Raw genomic sequence first — 21,590 nt, 5'->3', positions numbered from 1 at the left:
CCACCTTCGGGGTAAACAAAGAGCTTCGTGTTGAAGTTAACCTTCTCCTTTTTCTTCCTTGCGTTATCTATGTAGCCTGCAGTGTAGGGGCTTGGGACAGTCCACACGTCGTCAGAAACTGCCACAACTAAGGAATCCCATTCCATTACTGGCAAAAACCTCGTTTTCTTTGCTCCAAAGGCGAACTCGATGAGAAACTTCTTTAGGGCTTCAAGAGCTGCGTTAATTCTTTCACTCCTCTTCCCCACCTCTGTCCCAGCTTTTTCATAGCTGAAGGTCGTCCTTCCAATGTACCTCGTATCAAGGTCAAAGCTGAAAGTGTAAACCGCTGAAGAAAGCTCCACGTAGTAAATCATCTGTCCCTGCCCTCCCTCAACGAAGGGAGTGCCGAGGGCGTACCTTGAGTGAAGCTGAGGCTCTATTACTGCTCCCTCTATGGACTCCCTTACGGGAATCATGTAGCCGGTGTAGAAGTTTGACGTTCTTTTTACGTTTCCACCTGCTCTGGGAGCGTAAAGGAATCCACCAACATCCTCAACAATGCAATTTTCAATTACTGTTTTTTCAAACTCGAAATCGTCCTTTGGCGGGTCTGATGAGAAGGACTCCTTGAAAACGTTCTCGTTGGTGCTCTTAAGGAAAATTCCCTTCTCACATAGCTTGCAAACCTTCAGCCCATTCTTTTTGCCAACCTCTGCAAGAACCTCCTGAAAGCCATGGGCAATGCTTTCACCACTGATTGCAGGAACAAAGTATGTTGTGTATTTTGCGTCAGGCAAAACTACGGGCACTCTTCTGTGCTTCACGTAATTTCCAACGCTCTCAGTCATGTTCATTGCTTCCACATTGAGCATAACTCTTCCTCTTACCGAAACGAAAACGTCACTCACCACTACCACCTCCCAATTTTGCTGAGAGGGCAAGAGCCTTAGCAGCGATGAGAGAGGTCTTCTCTCTCAGCTCCTTCCTCTCGTCAGTTTTGGCTATATCTTCAAGCTCTTTCTCCACCCTCTCGTAGTCAATCTTTCCAACCAGTTCTCTGGCCTTCTCATTTTCAAATTTTTCCTTCTGCTGGATGGAATGGAGGTCTCTCAAGGCCTCCTTCAGGTAAAAAACTGCTAAATCCTTAGAGGGCACGTATCCGAGCTTGTCAACGTAGGTGTAGCTTCCCTGCTCTGCGACGAGAACTGCAAGGACCTTTGCTAAATTGTCGAAACTCATGGTAGAACTCATACTTCATTTAATATAAATCTTTCTGCTACCAATATACATCGGAAAAGGCTAAATATTGCTTTCAAATTAACAACGTGTATGAGAACTGCACTAATCGCCACACTCGGCTTTGACGAAAAATTCTGTTACAGAGCCATACTCCGGCACGGAATCAAAGAAGGGGACAGAGTAATCCTTATAACGACGCAGATGGTTGAAAGAGTGGCAAAGGCTTACGAGTGGATTCGAAAGCTTCTGGAAACTTCCTACGGAGACAGGGTGGAGGTTGAAGTTCTACAGGTTGAGCTGAAGAGTGTTGAAAAAGCAATCAGAGAGGTTGCGGATAAAATCAAAGAGGTTGAGGGCTATGATTTGGTTGTTGTTAATATCAGCGGAGGTATGAGAGTTTTGGTCGTCATCGTGCTTCTCGCATGCATGTTGGGGCTGCCAGAAAACCTGAAAGTTGAGATTGAGAAAGAAGATTTCTCTGATATTGTGGAGCTGCCCGTTGGAGTTCTGAAAATAGTCAAGTCACCGCTTGGTGATGATAAAGTTGAAGTCCTTAAGGCCGTTATGAACGGGCTGAGAGACGTGAGAGGCTTATCCAAGCACTTGGGCAAGGATGAGAGCACCATAAGGAGGCATCTTGCAGCTCTTGAGAAGATGGGGTTGATTGAGGTGAAGAAGAGAAAGCCCCTGATTGTGAGTGCAACCGAACTCGCTGGGTTGATTGTACCGTAACACTGTAAAATGAGCACATTTCGAAAGCTTAATATTTTCCTTTGATAGCCAGTGTGCATGTACAGTGCTACCTTTACTCTTGAGGCTATCACTCCTGTTTTCATGCGCGGTGCTAATCAGAGCAAAGCCGAAATCAGGGCTGCATCGATTAAAGGCTTGATGAGGTGGTGGTTCAGGGCTCTGTCCGGGAGCTATTTTGGCAATGATGTTGAGGGGTTGAGGAGGGTTGAGGAGTACGTTTTTGGAAGCACAAAGCGGGAGAGTAGGGTGGTGGTTGAAGTTGTAAAAGAACACGTGGAAGAGAGGTTCTGTCCACTACCAATGGTTTGGAAAAAGAAGAAAGGTGTTACAACAAGAGTATCTCAAAGAGCAATCGCTCCCGGATCGAAATTCACGCTGCTTTTAACTTCGGATGATGAAGAAGTTCTTAAGTTAGCCTGCTATTCTTTAATTGGGTTGGTGTATTTTGGTGGGATTGGTTTTAGATGCTCTCGTGGAGCGGGGTCACTCAAAATTTCAAGTTTAAAATCCGATGTGCAACTAATAGATTTGCCTAAAAATAAAAATCAGTTGGGGCAGATGGTGAATGATCTCACTGTAGAAATTGCTAAAATTCTAAAAAAGACGTTTCTTTGTGATCATGAAAATAAAAATTGCACAAGTTATTCTTCTTTTTGGTGTTTCTACCTGTTCTTGTGGGGGGAAAAGGCTGAATTGGAAGAGGTATATTATCGGAGCAACAATTTAGAAAATGAGCGGTTAACCCTTCTTGATTTGTTTGAAAAAGAATTTAAGAACAAAAATAACCACTTGTCTAACTACGGATACCGTGATTTTGTTTTTGGTTTACCGAGAGGTACAAAAAAAGACAGGAGAGCATCTCCTATTAAAGTCGGGATAACAGAACTTTCCGAAAAGTACCATGTAAGGGTGTCGGTTTTTAAGACTAAAATATTCAAACCGGGAATGAATGTGAAGTGGGACAATATTTTCGTGTTTCTGGAAAATATCGGGGCAGAGAGAATTTACCCAGAGAGGTGAATAAAATGGCTGACAACGAATTCTGGTTAAACAAAATTAGGGCTTTCTTCCATGACCCTCCAGATAAGTCGTTTGAACTTAAAACGCATGAACGAAGAGCCTCATTTATTCTTGGAGAACTAAAACCAAGCAAATCTCTAAAAAGAATAATAAAAAATGCTGATATACAAGCATCATCCTTACAAAGAGTAGACCTTGAAAAGAGTATCCACAAAAAAGAACTGAAATCGACATTTGACAGGATTCACAACACGGAAAAATATGAGTACATAGGCCAACCAATTATAAGGCACCCCGTAACCGGGGAGATTAAGGAGTACGGCACAATTTTAGCCAATCTTCCTCAAACACAGAGGGAGGTTTACGACGTTGATGATGAGGGCAAAGAAGATTACGAGGAGCAGTTTCAAGAGATACTTAGCAGAATTCTTAAAATAGAAAAGAAAGTCTTTGATGACTTTAAGAATAGATACAGTGACCCAAAAGACCTCTACATTTCACTATGGGCATTTTACGCCGAGAAGCTAAAGGAAGCCTTGGAGGAGGAGTTTTCGGCAAGCTTCGCAGAGGAGTTCGTGAATTTACCTGCATATACTCTTAGCCCGGACCATACGCTATTTGACCATGCAGACGCCACTTCGGCCATTTTCGGTGCTGAAATTGACGGAAAAAAGCCTGTGTTGGTGCTTTTTAAAATTAGCCCCGTTCAGAAGTTCATTGCTGATGCGAGGAAAGAAAAAGATCTGTGGGCAGCGAGCCACATGCTTTCAACTTTAACCTTCAAAGCAATCTCATTCATCGCTGATAAATTCGGTCCAGATGTCGTGATATATCCTCACTTGAGGGGAAATCCCTTTTTCCATGCTTGGTTACATTCAAAGAAAATCTGGGAGTTTTCAGATTCTCACAGCCTTAAAATAGCGTCTGTTCCCAATAAATTCCTGGCACTCGTAGGTGTTAGCGATGAAAAGGAGCTAAACAATTTAAGAGAAGGCATCAGGAACGAAATTGAGAGCTTCTTGGCTGATTTATTTGACAAACTCTGGAATGAGGTTATTGTTGGGGCCTTGGAACACAGTGACGCTCTAAAACATTTAGGTGACAAAAAAGAAATTCACAAAGAAATTTTGCTCAAACGTTTCACCTTAACCCTGAGCTCTCTTAAAATCCATGATGTAGATGTTTCTGGGAGCAAAGAGGAAGCTTATGAAAAGGTAAAAGATTTTGTCAGAAGTCTTGGCTTGCCAAATGCAATAGAAAGTAAATATCTGCAATGGCTTGATATGCTTGGTAGTGTGGAGGCAAGCAACAATCGACCAACCAAATACGACCTTTACTCTCTTTACTACGAAATCCTGACTGTGTTAAATGCGATTGAATCGACGCATTTCGACAAACCAGCCGAACCCGCAGGATACAAATGCACGCTTTGTGGTGAGCATCTGGCCATAGGTGGCGAAAGCCGGGAAATGATGGAAAATGTTTGGGGGAAAATTCATAAGCGATGGCCCTCCCACCTTCGCAGCAATGAACGTCTATGTGCTGTCTGCGCTGTTAAAAGGTTCTATCCAAAGTTCATTGAGACTCTGGATATTTTTGAAGGGGTAGGTAAGGTAGTTCCGGATATTGAAAGTGTAAGCGAGGTTGCGATGTGCAGGAGAACAAAGCATGGTATTACCTGGAAGGAGGTTTATGATTACCTGAGAGGACTAAAAAATGTTGATGATGAGAAGTTATTGGGTAAATTGGAGAACTTGAAGCATTCTGTTCAGACCTTAATAAACAACGTCAAATCCGAGCTCAAAAGCAGAAAGGTATATCCGGAGGAGTTCTTGGAGGGGCTGAACAGGAATTTCAGCAATGAGATTCTGTACTCAGAGCGGTTGCGAGACTTTAATACACTGCTCGATACACTCGGTTTCGACGCTGCTAAACTCGGTTTAGACGATGTTAAAAATTACGAAACCATGATTTCCGAGTTAAGAGAAAGACTATCTGAAGTATATAAGATGTTGGGAGAGCCTCCGAAGTACTATGCCATACTGATGATGGATGGGGACGAAATGGGGAAATTGCTCAGCGGTGAGAAGCTTAAAACTGCTGAGCATTATTTACACTCAGCCATTTTGGAGAGAGTAAGTGATGCGTTGAGAGTAAAAGCAAAAACAGTTAGAAGACTAATCACTCCTGCAGCCCACTCTTCGATAAGCAGGGCATTGAAAAATTTCTCGGTGAACCATGTCCCAGATGTAGTTAGAAAAGGCAACGGAACGCTCATTTACTCAGGTGGAGATGACGTTCTCGTTTTGCTACCTGTAGATACCGCCTTTGATGTTGCTACAGAATTAGCAATGACCTTCTCAACCTCGTGGAATGGCTGGGAAATGTTGCCGGGAAACAAACTCAGCGCAGGTCTTTTAATAGTTCACTATAAGCATCCGCTTTACGATGCACTTGAAAAAACACGGGAACTGCTTCAAAAAGCTAAAAAACTCGGTAGAAATGCAATTGCTGTTGGACTGCTGAAAAGGAGTGGTAGCTACTATGAAAGTGTTGTTAACTTCGAAACACTGGAAGATGCAAAAGCGGTTGCCAATCTGCTGGTAAAAGAGCAGGTTTCTCCCCGAATTATTTATGAACTCCTGAATTTCGCAGATGTCATCAGTAAAGAGTTTCTACACCAGCTCGTTAAATATGAGGCAGTTAGACATTCTATAGATAAAAATTTGGCTGAAGAGTTTCAGTCAGTTTTTGCCAGAGGTCATCAGGGAGTTAGAGTTGAGCTGGAAGGTAATGACGAAGAAATCAACAAATACATAAGTGATGGGGCAAACTTAGAGACATTTCTTGATAAATACGAAAAAGCAGTAGATGTAATCAGAAAACAGGTGCGGGGATTCTTAAATCTTGTAAAAATCTTATATGAGTCAATTAGAGGTGGAGCTAAATGATTTTGGTGATGAAGCCTTATGATTCTTTATTATTCCGCGAGCCACGGCCTTTTGATGTAAACAATCATGTAGCGCGCACAATATTGCCGTTACCTCAAACATTGGCAGGGGCGGTGAGGTCTGCAATTTACGTGAAATATGGTTCGAAAGTGAAAGATCTAATAGGGTTTGGAAAAGAGGAGCCTGAATTTGAAATTCTGGGTCATTTCTTCTACAGGTACGATGGTAAGTTCGAACTTCTTGTAGAATCGCCGCATGATGTGACCCAGAACCTGGGCCTTGTAAAACCACACAGGATTGACAAATTGGGTATTACAATCCTAATGGATTCTGAGGGCATTAAATTTAGGCCATTCAACGGCTTTTTAAAGTTCAGCGGTCTTATTGATTACCTTCAGGGAAGAATTGCTGAGGATTCTGTGGTAGAAAGGCAGAAAATTTTTAAGAAAGAACGTAGAGTAGGAATAGCACTTACAAAGGCTAAGGTTACAAAGGAAGAACACTTCTACCAAGTAGAAATGCTAAGGTTCTCCGACGACTGCGGTATAGCTGTTTGGGTTGAAGATGGCGTCGATTTTGATGACGAGGGGATTTTAGGAGTCGGTGGTGAGAGGAGGTTTGTTAAGTTTGAAAAGAGAGAAGAGCCGGAGTGTATAACCAACCTGAGGAGTAAATGGAAAAAGATCAGAGACAAAATAAACGAAACCGGAAGATTAAAAATCTACCTCGCAACTCCGGCGATACTGGGAGCAAAAGGTTATTCATCAAAATTAGATTATGATTTGCTCGGTGATATCGGAATAGAACGTGTGAGGAGTGTGAATTTCATTGGCGGAAAGCCAGTCATTTTCAGCGGGTGGGATTTTGTTACCAGAAAGCCTAAACCAACAAGATATGCGGTTCCAGCGGGTTCCGTTTATTTTGTAGAGTTTGAGGGGGAAGTCAAGTTGGATATGCCTTATCTCAAGCTCGGAAAACTCACAAAACTCGGCTACGGTTTGTGCTTTATGGGGGTGTGGTAAATGGGTGTGTATCACATCTCAGGTGTAGGCTTTCGACCGGGTGCTGTTACTGTACCATTGACGGCAGTGTACACTCTTCAGATTGCTCAAGCTCTTGGAATTGAAGAGGCCAAAGAATTTTTCAAGTACTCGAGTGAGGCGGAGAAAAAGGGCAGTTACGAAATGACAAAAGGTATACCTGAAGTATTGGTGGTATTTACCTCACGAGATGTGATTGAAGGGCGCAAAAAGCTGGAATATAAGTCCAATTGGTTCAGTCTTTCAGGAGGGTCTGAAGAGAAGGTAGAAAAACCAATTGTGAAGTATTTGAAGAAACTATTTAGACACATCGAAAAAAATTTTAATTTGGAATTCTGTTTAAAGAAATTCTATCTTGTTAAAGTAGATCATCAGAATTTTGATGATTGCTTTGAGAAAATTGGAGTGATACTCAGAGCCTTAAAAGATAAGGAAGTCTGGGGTAACATGATAGGAGGAACGAATCAGATTAATCTGGCAATGCTCACAGCAGGCGCATACACGGCAACGATCTCAAAGTATTACTATCTGTTTCAGAATGATGTGGCTCTGATGGAGCCAGAGTGGATAGACAAACCGAGTAACAAAAACATAAGGCAGGCAACAATAGAGATTCTCAAGAAATGGCAGGAGTTGCCAATATTCAACTTGGAAATGGGTAGCATCATGAAAGATATTTCTAATTTGTTTGGTGGAAGAGGTTTCGTGAACATCAGGGAGGTGGAGCGGATTCTTGAGAATTACGGGCTCGGAAAACAATTTTTGACAAAGTTCAGGGGTAGAATACTGGAGTTTGAAGAAGATAAAGTTTCTAAGGGTATAATGTTTGATAAAATTGTGAATCTCTGGAATTTGATAAGCGATGTGGATGTTAGAAATGTATTGAGGGAGTGGAAAGATACGGGTGTAATTCGAGAGGTGGATATCAATGAAATTCGCTGTGATTGATCGCAAGAACTTCACTTTAATTCACTTTGAAATCGAAAAGCCGATAAAACCGGAAATTCTTAAGGAAATCGAGATCCCTTCTGTGGATACGAGAAAAGGAGTTGTAATCTCTGGAAGAGGTCCAATATGGCTCCACTGCTTTTTAGCCCACAAGTACCATCACACGCCCTTTGTGGCAGTATACGACCCGAGACTCGGAGCTGTGGTTGTTCAGTCCCACAGTGAGCTAAGGGAAGGAGATGTTATTGACGTGGTTGTGGAGGAGATACTGAAAGGAGGTGTTCGACATGTTTGAAAAAGCCGTGGTTTTTGGTTTGTATAGTATAACACCCGTGCATGCGGGGAGCGGGGCTGAGCTGAGCGTTATAGATTTGCCGATACAGAGGGAAAGGCATACGGGGTTTCCCGTTATATGGGGGCAGAGTTTGAAGGGTGTTTTGCGGAGTCGGTTTAGACAACTTGAATTAGATGAAAAAATTGAGGTCGAAAGCCAGAAATGGAAGTGGAAAGAGAAAACAAAGGAAGTTCTAAAAGAAAAGGCGGATGAATTCATTAAAAAAGTTGAAGAGAGAAAAAGAGATCCTCTGCTTACGGAGATCGTTTTCGGTCCCGCAACAGATGGAGCATCAGAGCATGCTGGAGCTGTAAGCGTTGGAGACGCTAAAATTCTCCTATTTCCGGTGAGGAGCGCTAAGGGGGTTTTTGCTTTTGTCACGAGCCCCATAGTTATCCAAAGGCTTAAGGAAGACTTTGAGTTAGTTTCTGAAATCGAAAATGATATTGAGCTAAAGCAAATTCTTTCAAGATTTAAAGTGGAACTCAGCAATAATGAAACGATTGCTGGCAATGCCTTAATTCTAAATGGAGAAAACAAGGTAATTTTGGAGGACATCGTCTTGAAAGTTAAATCAGACAGCAATGTAATAGAAAATTTAGTTGAAGTCTTAAAAACGCTTTTTGGAGACAACTTTTTCGGAAAACCTATAGAATCAATCAAAGAACGCATTGCAATAGTCAGCGATGATGTATTCAAATCATTCACGAGATTCTCAACTGAGATTGTTGCAAGGGTTAGAATTGATGCAGAAAAAGGTACAGTTGCTCGGGGTGGACTTTGGTACGAGGAATTTTTGCCGTCAGACACCTTAATGTACTCTCTGATTGCTGTAGGCAGTCCAAAAAAAGAGAATTTGCCCAAAGAAGTGGACAACACTCAGAAAATTGTTAATGTTTTAAAAGTAACTTTCAACAATGCATTTCTGCAAATTGGGGGAGATGAAACTGTTGGAAAAGGGTTTGTGAAAGTTAGAGCGGGGGTGTTGACCGGTGGACATAAGGGAAATTGAGCAGGAACGGGCAAGTTTCGCCTTTAAAGTCGTGTCAGATATTAAAGATAAATACAGTCAGAACAAAAAAGTTCAGGGAAAGTACTCTTCTTATGCTGAAAAGGCCCCAACAATAATTCTCAATAATGGTCTTGGGGCAACTCTTGCGTTTTTCCTTTCAAAACTTGAAAAGCCGATTGATGATGTCGATTACAAAAGTATAAACCCGGAAAGCTTTGGAAATGCAGAAAACATCGCCTATGCCTTTCTTTACAAGCATCTTTCAACTTGGCTTGCGGAAGGAAACGGAAAAGATTCTGCATTTAGTGGTTTAACAAACGGAGAGGACCCGCTGAAGTACATAATGGAAAAAACAGCAATAGACGTAGCTATTTCAACAGAGGAGGCTCTTTCAATTCTTAATTGGATTAAAAAATTTGCCAAGGCTATGCTGGAGGAGGAATTATGAAATCGAATGTAGTTGTAAAATACCCCGTTAACTCAGAATTAGCAAATTATGCAGAGAAATTCTGGAAAAAAGAGTTAGCAATATACAATCTTAGCTTAATCCTCAACAAAATGACGCCATTCGTTAAAAGGAGGTCAGAGTCTTACAAATCATCACTTTCGGCGGTGAAGGAAATCTTTAAAAACGTTGATGATTTTCAGAACTTTTTGAATTCTGTACTCAGAAGAAGTTTGGATGAATACAGAGTCTTTTTCGAAAACTACGAGAGACTGTTTAATTCTTTTTCATCAAAAATCTTTAGCATGAGAACAAAATCCCGCCTTGTAGTCGGGTTGGGTGATGAGAGTGTTTACGAAACTTCAATAAGGCTCCACAGAAACTATGGCGTCCCGTATATACCCGGCTCTGCTTTAAAGGGTGTGGCCAAGCACTACGCATTCAGCATTCTTGCCAGAGAAAATGGTGACGAGATACTTAGGATTTACGAAAGCGTAAAGGAAGACTTGAAGGCGAGGATTGCAAAGAGAGACAAAATAAAAAAGAATGACGTTCCCGAAGATTACTATCTAACTGCTGCTGTAATCCAAGAGCTCTTCGAGAAAAAATTCGACGAGCTCGGAGCTATACGGAACACTCGCGTTGAGATTGGAGATACTGTGATTAGTGTAGGAGACATAGTAAAAATCTTCGGAACCCAGAAAGAGGAGGGCAGCGTGATATTTTTCGACGCATTCCCTACGCCTGAGCAACTAAAAGATAAACCAAATCTCGAACTCGACATAATGAACCCTCACTATCAGCCATACTACCAGCATGGGGAGCCTCCGGGAGACTGGCATTCACCAAATCCAATCTTCTTCTTAACAGTCCCTGCCGGCGTTGAATTCACCTTTGCCGTGGCTTCAAGAGATTTGGATGATTTAGCGGAGAAAGCAGAAAAACTGCTCAAAGAGGCTTTGAAGAAATTCGGAGTAGGGGCAAAGACGTCGCTGGGCTACGGCAGATTTGATGCGCGTGATGATAGATAAAAGAATTTTTAAAGCGAGTTTGAAAAATTTATAGAAATGAATGCCGAAAGCCTATCCACAATCGTAAATGAAAACTTCAGACCGCCTGCACTATACGAGGCAAATCTTGCAAGGGACGATGTGAGGACTCTCGTCCCTGCCAGATTATGTTTAACGTCCTAAAAACTCAATCCTCATTCACTGTAAGGATGAAAAGAGGGAGGGTGGAACAGAGTAATGATGGGAGTATCTGGACATAAAGCCCGTATCACGAGTACTACGAGAGAATGAGGAGGTTGAGGTATGGCATTAGATAGGGTTGACAGGAATATAATCGAAGGCAAGATAGACATAATTGAGACTGCACACATCATCTCATCTTTAGGACTCGAAAGAGCTGAGAGTTACAGCGAAATGTTCGAAATACTTGGAAAGACGGGGATAATTGTGAAAAACTCTCTTCAAAACAGGTTTTGAGCAAAATATGTCCTTCTCCCTCCAACTCACCAGACTTAAAGCCAGACTCTACTTCCCCCAGTATCACCTTCCGCCCTTCCTCGGCAACAAGTTCAGAGGGGGCTTTGGCAGCGTTCTGCTGAAGGCCGTCTGCAGCTACCTTAAACCATCCTGTAACATCTGCAAGTCTGTCGATGACTGCCTCTACCATGCCCTTTACACAAGAGACAGGCAGAAAAGGGGCAGATCCCAGCCTGTACGCCCCATCGTGTTCATCCCGCCCTTTTTCGGCAGGTCTGTAAGCGGAAGAGGAGAGCTAACGCTTTACATCAACGTTTTTGGGGACTACGTCAAGTACTTACCACACATCATATATGGTCTCCGATATCTTGGCAAAATGGGGCTCAATGCTACAAGCAAATACGAAATAGTAAGCATTTCAGATGCCATAAGCGGAAAGGAGGTTTACGATGGCGAAACGGTTTTTGTTGAGAACCTTAGTAGCATTGAGCTGGGCAAAATCAAACCCAGAGAGGTGGAAAAGGAGATAGAGGTTGATTATCTAACTCCCATGGAAGCCAAAACCCCCATAAATCTTCCATTCCTCATTCACATAGTGCGAAGGAGGCTAATCCTCTTCGTCAACGAGTATGGCAGTGGAGAGGTGCCTGAATTTTACTGCGAAGCTGAAACACTGGAATCAAGCTGGGAGAAACACGAGTTGCATCACAGGTCGAAAAGGCAGGGGTTAAGGTCTTTTTTCGGTGTTACGGGGAGGGCGAGATATTCGATTTCAGAAATTGACGATAATGCTCTGACTCTCCTGTCAATAGGCGAGCTTATTGGCGGTGGAGCAAAGGCGAGCTTCGGGATGGGATTTTTCAGGATTCGGAGTTGATTTTGTTGTTGATTGCGTTCCGTTGAAAATATTTAGAGCATTATAATTAATCTATCGAAACAGAAAAAGAAATATTCACAAAAGGTTTATAACTGAAAGATTTTATTTATTAATATTCTTATAAGTTTAAATATTCATCGAGAGCATGTGTATTATGAAGTACGACGTTTTGATTATCGGAGGTGGACCAGCAGGAATAGTCACAGCAACGACGGCTAAAAAGTTTTACCCTGCCAAGAGCGTGGCGATAATAAAGAAAGAGGAAACAAGTTTGGTGCCTTGCGGTATACCGTACATCTTCAAAACTCTCGGCTCTGTAGAGGCTGACGTGATGCCAACGAAGCCTGCAGAGAACCTTGGGATTGAGTTCATCATCGATGAGGTCGAAGATGTTGACGTAAAAGCCAAGGTCGTGAGAACGAAGGGTGGAAAGAGCATTTCATACGAGAAGCTTGTTTTTGCAACGGGTTCAACACCGGTGATGCCGAGAATAGAGGGGGTTGAGAAGAAAGGAGTTTTCACGGTCTCGAAGAACATAGAAGAGCTCAGAAAACTGCATGAGGCAGTAAAAAAGGCTGAAAAGGTTGTCATAGTCGGAGGCGGGTTCATAGGTGTCGAGGTAGGAGAGCAGATTGCTAAAGCTGGGAAAAAGTTTACGATGGTGGAAATGATGGATCAGCTGCTTCCAGCCGCTTTTGACAAGGAATTCGCAAGAATTGCTGAGGAAGAGCTCAAGAAGCTTGGAGTAGAAGTTTATCTGAACTCGACAGTTAAGAGGATTACGGGCAATTCCAGCGTAGAAGCTGTTGAACTCGCGGATGGCAGGAAGATTGAGGCAGATGTGGTCATAATGTCGGTGGGATACCGTCCGAACATAGAGCTTGCTAAGAAGGCAGGACTTAGAATAAGCATAGGAAATAGAATATGGACGGATGAGTACGGAAGGACGAGCGAGAAAGACGTTTTCGCCGTTGGGGACTGTTCGGAAGAAAAGGACTTTTTCACCAGGGAAACGAGCAGGGTAATGTTAGCTTCAACTGCCACCTTCGAAGCGAGAATTGTTGGGGCAAATCTGTACTCTCTCAAGGTTGTGAGAGTGAACAAGGGAACGGTGGGTGTTTTCTCAACCTTCGTTGGGGATGTTGCACTCGGCGCTGCAGGCCTTACTGAGGAGATGGCGAAGAAAGAAGGTTTTGAGGTCGTTGCAGGCTACGGAGAGAGCTTAAACAGACATCTGGCAAGTATCCCCGGGGCGGCAAAGACGAAGGTGAAGCTGATCTTTGCCAAGGAGAGTGGTGTAATCCTTGGAGGTCAGGTTACTGGGAGATATGAGGTTGGAGAAATGGTAAATCAGATAGCAATGGCAATCCAGAACAACCTGACCGCCTCAGAGATAGACACGCTTCAGATAGGCACGCATCCGCTTTTAACTTCAGCTCCCACCACCCCACCAGTAATACTTGCAGCAGAGGATGCGCTCAGGAAGATGTGAGTATTTTTTCCACCTTTTTTGCGACCTCTCTTAGTGGCAGATTAAGCTCCCTCGCCACCCTCTTTAAATCCTCGTACTCCGGCTTTGCGTTGATAACTTTCTCTCCCACTCTTGATATCTTAACGGTAATCTCGAATTTTTTCCCCTCTAAAAACACCTCAACTCTCTCTTTTTTCCTCTGAGCCACCATTCTCGGCAGCTCGTAGATTCTCACTCCTATCGTTCCCGTTTCTCTCATCAGCAGCTCAACCAGCCGGGAGTAGTTTTTGTAATCAGTTATTACTGAAATTACGTGTGTAGGCCTATTCTTTTTTCCGATTGCAGGAGTTACATAGACATCTACAGCCCCCTCCTCGAATAGTCTGGTTGCTGCATGGCCTATAATCTCACCGCTTGCATCGTCAACGTTTGTTTCCAGAATCACTATCCTGTCGTTAACCGCCTGGAAAGCATCTCCCTCAGCAACCCTCAAAACGTTGACAACGCCATGTATTTTCCTTGTTCCTGAGCCGTAGCCCACCCTAAACGGTGTCATGGGTGGAAAAACGTCAACGATGTTTTCCGTTAAGTTTGCGAGGATTGCAGCGCCGGTTGGTGTTGTAAGTTCGGCATCAACGTTGAAGTTGGAGTAGCGGAACTTATGTCTCCTAAGAATTTCGAGAGTGGCTGGAGCAGGAATGGTTATTCTGCCGTGAGCTATTTCTATGCTCCCTCCGCCTAGCGCTGGTGGAGTCGTGTAGATTTCCGCGTCGAGGTAGCCGTTTCTGCAGAGTAGCGCGGCGCTTCCCACAACGTCAAAAATAGTGTCGAGAGACGCAACCTCGTGAAGGTGAAAGTTATTACCGTGAAGCGCGGCTTCAGCGCTTATGAGGTCATCAATTACATTCCAGACCATTTTGCTCCCCTTTCTGGCAGGTCCATGTGATTCACAACGAACTCCACCGCCCTCTTGAATTCCGAAGGGTTTGCCAGCTTTCTCTCTTCAATCTCGATTTCAAGCCCTTTCGCCCTGATTCCAGCATCCCTTTCCACGACGTTTACCTTGAACTTCCTGCACGAGTCCAGCCTGTTTATTACCTCCTCAAGCTCTAACACCTCGTCAAGGGAGTTTGTAAGGTCGATGAGTGAAGAGAGGAGCATATCTCCTGATACGCCTGCTATTTTCGGGTCAAAAATAAGAATTCTCATAAAAAATCAAGGTAATATTTCGCCCTTCTCCTGTAATCTTGAGTATATCATTTTCGCAAGCTTCGCAACCTCCTTGGCGTTGTTCTTGGCACCTGGAATGGCCCTTGTCAGGTAAGCTCCATTTTCGGCCATCTTTGCTGCATCCTTTTCATCAGCACCAAGGATCGCTGCAACCGCTGCCGGAACGGTGACGTTGATGATCGTGTGCCCGATATACTGAAGCTCCTGTGCCAATACAGCGCCTGCAAATAAAGCGGTTCCGTAGTCAGGGTCGTCTCTGCCTTTACCTTCAAGAGCGAAGTCCACAACAGCCTTTGCGGACAGGTTCTCAATGTGGTAGGTCTTCCCGTCTATTGTAACGTCGTAGGAGATGTACGAGTCGAAGCCCCAGTACTTCTTGGTGAATCCATCCGTCCTTCTCGCCTGAGGTCTGAGCTCCGTAAACCTGAACTCTATCTTCTTGCCTGTGAACGCCGAGAGAATTGCCGAGCCTCTCTTTTCCACGTATGCCTTTCTCTCTTCATCCAGAGCCTTTGCGACTTCATCAACGCTCTTACCCTCCTTCAGCATCTCGTATGCTTTCACGGCCCTCCTGTAAACTGCTCTGCCTCTCACGTTTTCACTTGCTATCATGCATGCTCTGGTTACAGGTCCTCTCTTGACCTCTTCAGCCTTTCTCGTTATGGTGTTTAGAGCGCAAAGCGCCATCTCTGGGTCGATGAACGAGTTCATCTTGTAGTTCCTTATTTCCTCAGCAACTTTGTAGATGTCCCCTTCGTACTTCATGAGCAGCCTGATTGCAGGTACGCTATCCCCGCAGAGGTGTCCAAGCGGTGGGTTGACGGGCCCTCCAGAGAAGCCAGCACCGATTATCGGTGACTCCTCAAAACCTGCAAAAATCTCGTTGAGAGCCATTGAGTCTATAACTGACGACCCGCCTATGTCCTTCAGTATAAGACCGAAATCACCGATGACTCTTGCTGTATCAAACTCCTCCCCCGTTCCGCGTACATGAATCTTCTCAGGCAGTCCGGCAGCCTCAGCAGCACCTTTTCCTGCCATGTACGCTGAATCAACGCTCCCAAACGCGCCGTATTCCTCACCCAGGAAGGCGTCTGGATGCAAGATCTCCATTGCGACTGTTGCGCCAATCAAAGCGGGCCAGAGCGGATAGGGTGTAATTCCAGCCCCTTCCATGGCTCTCATCATGGCCTCAGTTCCAACCTTTGCGGCATTCTTAGCGAGTTCGGGAATGTTAACATCCTCACCAAGAGCGCTGTGTCCGTAAATGGCTCCGCCTGCAATAAAGGGTGGCAGAACGGAGCCGTCAACTCTAGTAAGCTTCTTATCGAGGAGCTGCTCGAAAACTGCTTTGTAGGCCGGAAAGGTGGGCATCCTATGCGTGAATTTGTTTGTAACAAGTGCTATACCGCTCGTTCTGCTGGCTCCTGCGTGCATTCTGGCCATCGCTCCCAGCTTTCTGTTTGCCATTGGAACTCCTGCCCTTGCAGCGGCTCCGGAGAAGTAAGCGAGGGCAGCAACGATCAGCGCCGCATTCTCCGGCGATGCTCCGGCGTTCTTTGCTTCATTAACGGCCTTCTGAATTACAAGGTCGAGCGGGAGTAGCGGTGCGGCAGCATCAACAAGGGTTGCTGAACCCATCAGCCTCATTCCGGGCTCCTCAACTGCACCGAACATGTCTTCAGCAATTGAGTTTGCGGCACAGAGAACCGGTATTACGAGCGTTCCATGACCCTTCGTTGCAGCTTCAATTTTGTCGTTCGTCATCAAGTCTGGCTTAAACGTTGCTGCAAGAGTTGCAGCAAAAACAACTTTTTCCCTCTCTTCCATCCTTTAATCACCTCAGTTTTAGGTTAACTTAAAATTAGCATGAAAATATAAAAAAAGTTTCGGTTTAAAATTTAAATAAAAAATTATTCTTAAAATAAGAGAATGTGTTATTTAGTAATAAAAAATTGATGCTACTTAACCAGCTTTCATCCTCTCAACGATCTCCTTCCTCAGCCTACTCTTCAGAACCTTCCCCACAGGATTTCTTGGAATCTCGTCAACAACAACCACCACTTCAGGCCACTTGTAAACTGCAACTCCGCTCTCCTCCATGTGCTTCTTTATGTCTTCCAGCGTTACGGTAGTGCCGGGCTTTGGAACAACGTACAAGCCAACTCTCTCCCCGAGCCTCTCGTCAGGAACACCCACTGCTGCAGCATCCAATACGTTGGGGTGCTTCTTGACGACGTCCTCCACCTCAGCGGAGCTTACATTGAACCCTCCTCTGATTATTATGTCCTTCTTTCTGTCGAAGAAGGCGATTGTAGTATCATCAACTACCTCAAACAGATCACCTGTGTGGAAGAAGCCGTCAGCATCAAAGGACTTCTTCGTCAACTCAGGCTGGCGGTAGTAGCATGGCATCGTAAGTGGGCTTCTGTAGCACAGCTCTCCCACACTGCCCGGCTCCTTCATCTCCTTACCACTCTCGTCAACAATCTTTATCTCTATAGCCCTGAAGAAGGGCAAATCCCTTACTTTATCCGGAATGGGAAAGCTCCTTGCCCTCTTCTCCAGATCAGGGATTGTCCTGTCGTAGGAGAACAGTCCAGTCCCCTCATTCTGCCCCCAGATGTTCATCGGCTCTATCCCCCTGTTTTTCAGCTCGACAAAAGTCCATGGTGGTGGAGGTGCCGAGCCTTGGGCGAAGTACTTCAGCTTGTCAAAGCTGAGCTGTGAAGCCATGGGATGTTTTAGAATTGCAACAACAACAGCAGGAGGAGCGAGAGTGAAGTTCACACCCTCCTCAATCAGCTGCCTGACGTAGAGCATTGGTTCGAAGGGGTGGTGCAGAACAAAGGTTCCGGAGCACATGATCCACGGAATGAGGCCAACTCCAATTCCTGTCATATTCACTATGGGGGCCGGGTTCATTATAACATCCCCATCGCTCAGCAGCCCTCCTCTGTATCTCTCTCCATCGTAAAGAAAGCGCAGAAAGCCCCAGTTGTTGTGGGAGAGGGGACAGGCTTTGGGCTCGGCTTCGGTTCCTGAGGTCCACTGCACCACGGCAATATCGTTTCCAGATGCAAAGGATGACGCCTCATCAAGATCCTCCCTTATGCGGTAGTTTCTGCAAATCTCGTAAAGCTGGGAATACGTTACGACTTTCTCAATGCTCGGAAAAGCCTCCTTAATCCTGGAGGCCATCTGAGCGTGGTCGAAGCCTTTGAAGGTGTCTGCTGTTATGAAAACCTTTGGCTGCAAAACCCTGCAAACATGCCCCATCTCGTGCTCCCTCCACTGCATTGGAACGGGAGAGATGAAGGCTGAAGCCCTCCACGTTGCGAGGTATGCAGCAATTAGCTCCACCGTATTGGGAAGCTGCACCAAAACGCAGCTATCCTTGAAAACTCCGTTATCGAGCAGAAATGAGGCCAGTCTGTCATCAAAATCGCTGAGCTCAGCATAACTCAACCTTTCAGGCTTAAAACCCACGAGCTCCTCCTTGTTTGGAGGGTCAACAACAGCAGTCCTTTCAGGATTTCTCTTGCAGTTCCTCCTGAATCTCTCAAAAAGCGTTACGTTGTCCCACCATCCCTCTGCAACGTATCTGTCCACCACATCCTTCCCGTAGAGAACTACCATAATCTATAATTGCCAAATCCCTTAAAAAATTTCCCGATTAAAGTTGGTAATGTTAAAATTGTTTAAATGTTGACAATGAACTTTCAATATCTTTAATTTTAAAAAATTTCCTAAACTACCGCAAAATCTTTTTAGAAAAGGTTAAATTGTCAGCATAATTTTTAAGGTAGAGGTGGTGATATGGACTACCAGAAAGAATATGAAAGAAAGCTCATCAGCCCCGAAGAGGCTGCAAACCTCGTAAAGGATGGAATGCACATCGAAATTGGCGGTTCTGCCAACACTGCCCTTATTATCGACAAGTACCTTGCAAAGAGGAAGGACGAGCTCAGCCATGTGGAGGTCGGAACCTTCATCGACATCGCCCACTACGAGTTCTTGAAGGCTGACCCTGAGCAGGAGAAGATTAAGTGGGAAAGCTGCTTCCTCTACGAACCAGTAAGGAAGTGCAGCAAGGAGCTTGGGCCCTGCGTGCACCGCCCCGGAGTTCTGTCGGATGCGGGATACATAGCGAAGGAGCTTGGTGGAGTTTTGAAGGGAGGGAAGAAGTACACGGACATAGCTTTCCTCGTCACGACGCCAATGGACAGGCACGGCTTCTTCAACTTCGGAGTCACCTGCACCTTCCTGAAATCCATAGCTGAGGGGGCAGAGAAGGTTGTTGTGGTGGTTAAGAAGGACATGCCTTGGGTGAATGGAGGTTACGACGAGTGCATCCACATTTCGGAAGTTGATTACATTGTTGAGGACAATGAGTTCCCCACACCCTTCCTGCCCTTCTTACCCCCACCATCAAAGGAGGATGAGATGATAGCCGAGAACATCATGGAGGCAGGGCTGATTGAGAATGGCTCAACGCTTCAGGTTGGCATTGGTGGATTGCCCAACACGGTTGTCAGGATGCTGAAGGAAGCAGGACTGAAGGACTTGGGCATCCACACCGAGATGATGGGAGACGGACTGATGGAGCTGATGGAGGAGGGGATAGTTACCAACCAGAACAAGAAGCTTGACAGGGGAAAGGCTGTGTTCTCCTTTGCCCTTGGAACAAGAAAGCTCTACGATTTCCTCGACAGGAATCCAGAGGTCGCAACCTATCCCGTTGAGTACACCAACAACCCCTTCGTTGTTGCCCAGCAGCCGAAGATGTTCTCCCTCAATCAGGTTGCCCAGATAGACCTCATGGGACAGATAAACTCCGGGCAGATTGGTCTAACGTCTCCAAGCGGCAAGATATTCCAGATCAGCGGTACAGGAGGGCAGCTTGACTTCGTGCTTGGCTGCTTCTACAGCTTCGACAGGCAGGGGAAGAGCGTTCTGGCGACCTACTCAACCTACAACGGCACCTCAAGAATTATCCCCGCTCTACCAACAGGTGCTGGGGTGACAGTTCCGAGGTCGGTTGTGCAGTATGTAGCTACAGAGTGGGGAATTGCCTATCTGCGAGGTCTGCCAATCTACAAGAGGGCAGCGGCAATGATTCAGCTTGCCCATCCAGACCACAGGGACTGGCTGGAGGAGGAGGCAAGGAAGCTCGGTATCCTGCCTCCAAAGTACTCCATCCCTGCAGGAAAGGCGGATGGGGTGATTTACAGGAGGGATTAGTGAGCTCTTTCTTACTTTTTTATTCAGATTTTGTGGTATCTCCTGATGGCTCTGGACAGTTTAGAAAAATTATCCCCTCTTTATCGTAAACGTACGTTTTTACGTCTCTAAGCCTTTTTCCGAGCTTTCTTTCGGCCTCTCTGATAACGCCGAGTTCCAGCAGCCTGTTGACGTGGTATTGAACTGTTGAAACGGGAATTTCGAGATTTGCAGAGAGATCCATGACTGAGAGAGGATTCCTGTACAGTTCTTTTAATATTTTGAGGCCAACCTCGCTGCTTAGCTCAGCAGCCAGTGCTTTAGCCCCCTCGGAATGAAGATTTACCACGTAAAATGAGCATTCTCTATGTTGCCAATCCACAAGGACATGTCAAATCAAGTTAAATAAATCTTTCGATTGCTTCAATCTGAGTTGAAACAGTCGGAATCTTTATTTGGGAAACTGGCATACAAGTTAGAGAATGAAAAAGAGTGGTTGGTTAGTGGTTGCTCTGATAGCGCTCGTGGTGTTGGGAGTTGTGACGAGCATAGCGGTGAATGTGTATTTTAAGGATAAGTTGGTTCAGGGAATAACCGTCCAGATGGAGGATGAGGGCGGGAAACCGATTTCTGCGAATTTAATTATAAACGAGCTTACGGATGAGGGTCCAAAAAAAATCTGGAGTGGTTCTGGACCGGGAATCGTTGCGACCAGTTTGATATTGCCCAAGGAAGAAGTGAACACTTTCGAAATCAATGGTGAAAAAATCAGGGTTTACAGAAGCATAAACCTCGAAGTTATAGCTTACACTGAGGGAAAAATGGGCGTGGCAATATTCTCAGTAGACCCTGCCAGACCAGAGCATAAATCAGTAAAGATTGTTTTAAGGGACGTTCCCAAGACAAAGTCCGAACCAACACCCGGAGTTTGGACGACTTACGAATTTACCCCGGTACTCAAATTCGCAACGTGGGATGACATATTTGCTAAATACGGCTATCCAAGAGGGGCAAAAATTAGAATCGAAAGTAAAACCCGTCCCTACGGTTCCCCAACTTGGGTTTCCGGTTATACCGAAGTCACTCTTGACAGCGGACTTTTCAGCCCGTACCTGTCAGGAAAAAACAAGTATACCGTCTATTTCCAAATAAAATACGTTTACGCGATAACGGAGCTTGAGATGGGAGAAGAAAAAATATACTACGAGAGGGTGTACGCGGTTGATACGAACACAGACCCTGTTGCAGGTTACAGGGATTACGTATCGTGGCACGGGAATTTGCCAGCGAATTACGATGAATATTACATAACCCCCGCTGGAGATACGAGGGAAATTGCCATTACGGGAGGGCACGATTATGCATTTTCCGTATCGGTAGGGTTCTCGTATCCTGCGGGAATAACGGTTGCGCTGGGTGTGACAAAGGTGCCATCACCCCCGGCAACTCTCAGCGTAACCAGCACGAGGAGTGATGGCTGGGTGAAAACCGCCGGATTTAACGGATTTATCGAAAGCTACTCTAACTGGATTTAATAATTTTAACACTAACCGTTATGCTGAATGAAAGAGGCGATCG

Annotated in this window: 19 protein-coding genes and 2 pseudogenes; 15 read left to right on the top strand and 6 right to left on the bottom strand. The window is 45.0% G+C overall.

The genetic code is table 11. The features are described from left to right. Positions 1 to 47 precede the first annotated feature (47 nt). Positions 48 to 890: pseudogene (cas7a, locus tag AF_RS09405) on the bottom strand (type I-A CRISPR-associated protein Cas7/Csa2); the annotation flags it as partial. After that, on the bottom strand, positions 883 to 1,221 hold the full coding sequence (gene csa5, locus AF_RS09400) for a type I-A CRISPR-associated protein Csa5 (protein ID WP_231487488.1): 339 nt from the start codon (positions 1,219 to 1,221) through the stop codon (positions 883 to 885). The gene csa5 and the pseudogene cas7a, both read right to left, overlap by 8 nt. Before the next feature lie 90 nt (positions 1,222 to 1,311). Here csa5 and AF_RS09395 point away from each other — a divergent pair, with 90 nt between their 5' ends. The 13 genes from AF_RS09395 (at position 1,312) to AF_RS09345 (ending at position 13,580) form a co-directional block, all read left to right on the top strand. Beyond that, on the top strand, positions 1,312 to 1,953 hold the full coding sequence (locus tag AF_RS09395) for a CRISPR-associated transcriptional regulator Csa3 (protein ID WP_010879362.1): 642 nt from the start codon (positions 1,312 to 1,314) through the stop codon (positions 1,951 to 1,953). 57 nt (positions 1,954 to 2,010) lie between these two features. After that, complete coding sequence (gene cmr1, locus AF_RS09390) at positions 2,011 to 2,994, top strand: type III-B CRISPR module RAMP protein Cmr1 (protein WP_048064480.1); 984 nt, start codon at positions 2,011 to 2,013, stop codon at positions 2,992 to 2,994. A 5-nt stretch (positions 2,995 to 2,999) separates the two neighbouring features. Beyond that, positions 3,000 to 5,945: a type III-B CRISPR-associated protein Cas10/Cmr2 gene (gene cas10 / locus AF_RS09385; RefSeq protein ID WP_143274454.1), complete on the top strand. Its 2,946-nt coding sequence runs from the start codon at positions 3,000 to 3,002 to the stop codon at positions 5,943 to 5,945. Further along, positions 5,942 to 6,967, top strand: a complete 1,026-nt coding sequence (gene cmr3 / locus AF_RS09380) for a type III-B CRISPR module-associated protein Cmr3 (protein ID WP_010879359.1) — start codon at positions 5,942 to 5,944, stop codon at positions 6,965 to 6,967. The genes cas10 and cmr3 overlap by 4 nt, the downstream gene beginning before the upstream one ends. Then, positions 6,968 to 7,933 (top strand): hypothetical protein, encoded by a 966-nt coding sequence (locus AF_RS09375; RefSeq protein ID WP_010879358.1) that lies wholly within the window; start codon positions 6,968 to 6,970, stop codon positions 7,931 to 7,933. Next, positions 7,914 to 8,228 (top strand): CRISPR-associated ring nuclease Crn3/Csx3, encoded by a 315-nt coding sequence (gene crn3, locus AF_RS09370; RefSeq protein WP_010879357.1) that lies wholly within the window; start codon positions 7,914 to 7,916, stop codon positions 8,226 to 8,228. Before AF_RS09375 ends, crn3 begins: the two co-directional genes overlap by 20 nt. Continuing rightward, positions 8,221 to 9,279, top strand: a complete 1,059-nt coding sequence (gene cmr4 / locus AF_RS09365; RefSeq protein ID WP_048064477.1) for a type III-B CRISPR module RAMP protein Cmr4 — start codon at positions 8,221 to 8,223, stop codon at positions 9,277 to 9,279. Before crn3 ends, cmr4 begins: the two co-directional genes overlap by 8 nt. After that, entirely contained in the window at positions 9,260 to 9,727 is a 468-nt protein-coding gene (gene cmr5 / locus AF_RS09360; protein ID WP_010879355.1) for a type III-B CRISPR module-associated protein Cmr5, read from the top strand. Before cmr4 ends, cmr5 begins: the two co-directional genes overlap by 20 nt. Then, on the top strand, positions 9,724 to 10,755 hold the full coding sequence (cmr6, locus tag AF_RS09355) for a type III-B CRISPR module RAMP protein Cmr6 (protein WP_010879354.1): 1,032 nt from the start codon (positions 9,724 to 9,726) through the stop codon (positions 10,753 to 10,755). The genes cmr5 and cmr6 overlap by 4 nt, the downstream gene beginning before the upstream one ends. 36 nt (positions 10,756 to 10,791) lie before the next feature. Next, the gene (locus tag AF_RS13760; RefSeq protein WP_257640131.1) at positions 10,792 to 10,917 is read left to right on the top strand and encodes a hypothetical protein; all 126 of its coding nucleotides are present in this window, start codon (positions 10,792 to 10,794) and stop codon (positions 10,915 to 10,917) included. 120 nt (positions 10,918 to 11,037) lie between these two features. After that, positions 11,038 to 11,211 carry a hypothetical protein gene (locus AF_RS13140; RefSeq protein WP_010879353.1) on the top strand — a complete coding sequence of 58 codons (174 nt, stop codon included), beginning with the start codon at positions 11,038 to 11,040 and terminating at the stop codon, positions 11,209 to 11,211. Positions 11,212 to 11,218: 7 nt separating this feature from the next. Beyond that, positions 11,219 to 12,088 (top strand): hypothetical protein, encoded by an 870-nt coding sequence (locus AF_RS09350; RefSeq protein WP_010879352.1) that lies wholly within the window; start codon positions 11,219 to 11,221, stop codon positions 12,086 to 12,088. A 154-nt stretch (positions 12,089 to 12,242) separates the two neighbouring features. Continuing rightward, entirely contained in the window at positions 12,243 to 13,580 is a 1,338-nt protein-coding gene (locus tag AF_RS09345) for an FAD-dependent oxidoreductase (RefSeq protein ID WP_048064476.1), read from the top strand. Here AF_RS09345 and larC read toward each other — a convergent pair. From larC to AF_RS09330, 3 genes and pseudogenes are all read right to left on the bottom strand, one after another. Beyond that, positions 13,567 to 14,720: pseudogene (larC, locus tag AF_RS09340) on the bottom strand (nickel pincer cofactor biosynthesis protein LarC). The gene AF_RS09345 and the pseudogene larC sit on opposite strands and share 14 nt — an antisense overlap. A gap of 54 nt (positions 14,721 to 14,774) precedes the next feature. Further along, entirely contained in the window at positions 14,775 to 16,619 is a 1,845-nt protein-coding gene (locus AF_RS09335) for a hypothetical protein (RefSeq protein ID WP_010879350.1), read from the bottom strand. A 135-nt stretch (positions 16,620 to 16,754) separates the two neighbouring features. After that, positions 16,755 to 18,428 carry a class I adenylate-forming enzyme family protein gene (locus AF_RS09330; protein WP_010879349.1) on the bottom strand — a complete coding sequence of 558 codons (1,674 nt, stop codon included), beginning with the start codon at positions 18,426 to 18,428 and terminating at the stop codon, positions 16,755 to 16,757. Positions 18,429 to 18,608: 180 nt separating this feature from the next. Between AF_RS09330 and AF_RS09325 the strand changes: the two genes are divergently transcribed. Then, entirely contained in the window at positions 18,609 to 20,033 is a 1,425-nt protein-coding gene (locus AF_RS09325) for an acetyl-CoA hydrolase/transferase family protein (RefSeq protein WP_010879348.1), read from the top strand. Positions 20,034 to 20,052: 19 nt separating this feature from the next. On the opposite strand, the gene AF_RS09320 is transcribed toward AF_RS09325, so the two are convergent. Continuing rightward, entirely contained in the window at positions 20,053 to 20,394 is a 342-nt protein-coding gene (locus AF_RS09320; RefSeq protein WP_010879347.1) for an ArsR/SmtB family transcription factor, read from the bottom strand. A gap of 121 nt (positions 20,395 to 20,515) precedes the next feature. Between AF_RS09320 and AF_RS09315 the strand changes: the two genes are divergently transcribed. Continuing rightward, positions 20,516 to 21,547 (top strand): hypothetical protein, encoded by a 1,032-nt coding sequence (locus tag AF_RS09315; protein ID WP_048064475.1) that lies wholly within the window; start codon positions 20,516 to 20,518, stop codon positions 21,545 to 21,547. Positions 21,548 to 21,590 lie beyond the last annotated feature (43 nt).

This window comes from Archaeoglobus fulgidus DSM 4304 (assembly GCF_000008665.1).
GTDB lineage: Archaea > Halobacteriota > Archaeoglobi > Archaeoglobales > Archaeoglobaceae > Archaeoglobus > Archaeoglobus fulgidus.
The sequence above is the reverse complement of the archived record's forward strand: the minus strand, read 5'-3'. Positions and strand labels throughout refer to the sequence as shown.

Coding starts and splice junctions, on each gene's coding strand:
- cas10 (WP_143274454.1), top strand. CDS start 3,000: ATGGCTGACAACGAATTCTGGTTAAACAAAATTAGGGCTTTCTTCCAT.
- AF_RS13760 (WP_257640131.1), top strand. CDS start 10,792: ATGAATGCCGAAAGCCTATCCACAATCGTAAATGAAAACTTCAGACCG.
- AF_RS09335 (WP_010879350.1), bottom strand. CDS start 16,619: ATGGAAGAGAGGGAAAAAGTTGTTTTTGCTGCAACTCTTGCAGCAACG.
- cmr1 (WP_048064480.1), top strand. CDS start 2,011: ATGTACAGTGCTACCTTTACTCTTGAGGCTATCACTCCTGTTTTCATG.
- crn3 (WP_010879357.1), top strand. CDS start 7,914: ATGAAATTCGCTGTGATTGATCGCAAGAACTTCACTTTAATTCACTTT.
- AF_RS09330 (WP_010879349.1), bottom strand. CDS start 18,428: ATGGTAGTTCTCTACGGGAAGGATGTGGTGGACAGATACGTTGCAGAG.
- AF_RS09325 (WP_010879348.1), top strand. CDS start 18,609: ATGGACTACCAGAAAGAATATGAAAGAAAGCTCATCAGCCCCGAAGAG.
- AF_RS13140 (WP_010879353.1), top strand. CDS start 11,038: ATGGCATTAGATAGGGTTGACAGGAATATAATCGAAGGCAAGATAGAC.
- cmr4 (WP_048064477.1), top strand. CDS start 8,221: ATGTTTGAAAAAGCCGTGGTTTTTGGTTTGTATAGTATAACACCCGTG.
- cmr3 (WP_010879359.1), top strand. CDS start 5,942: ATGATTTTGGTGATGAAGCCTTATGATTCTTTATTATTCCGCGAGCCA.
- AF_RS09345 (WP_048064476.1), top strand. CDS start 12,243: ATGAAGTACGACGTTTTGATTATCGGAGGTGGACCAGCAGGAATAGTC.
- cmr6 (WP_010879354.1), top strand. CDS start 9,724: ATGAAATCGAATGTAGTTGTAAAATACCCCGTTAACTCAGAATTAGCA.
- AF_RS09395 (WP_010879362.1), top strand. CDS start 1,312: ATGAGAACTGCACTAATCGCCACACTCGGCTTTGACGAAAAATTCTGT.
- AF_RS09350 (WP_010879352.1), top strand. CDS start 11,219: ATGTCCTTCTCCCTCCAACTCACCAGACTTAAAGCCAGACTCTACTTC.
- AF_RS09375 (WP_010879358.1), top strand. CDS start 6,968: ATGGGTGTGTATCACATCTCAGGTGTAGGCTTTCGACCGGGTGCTGTT.
- csa5 (WP_231487488.1), bottom strand. CDS start 1,221: ATGAGTTTCGACAATTTAGCAAAGGTCCTTGCAGTTCTCGTCGCAGAG.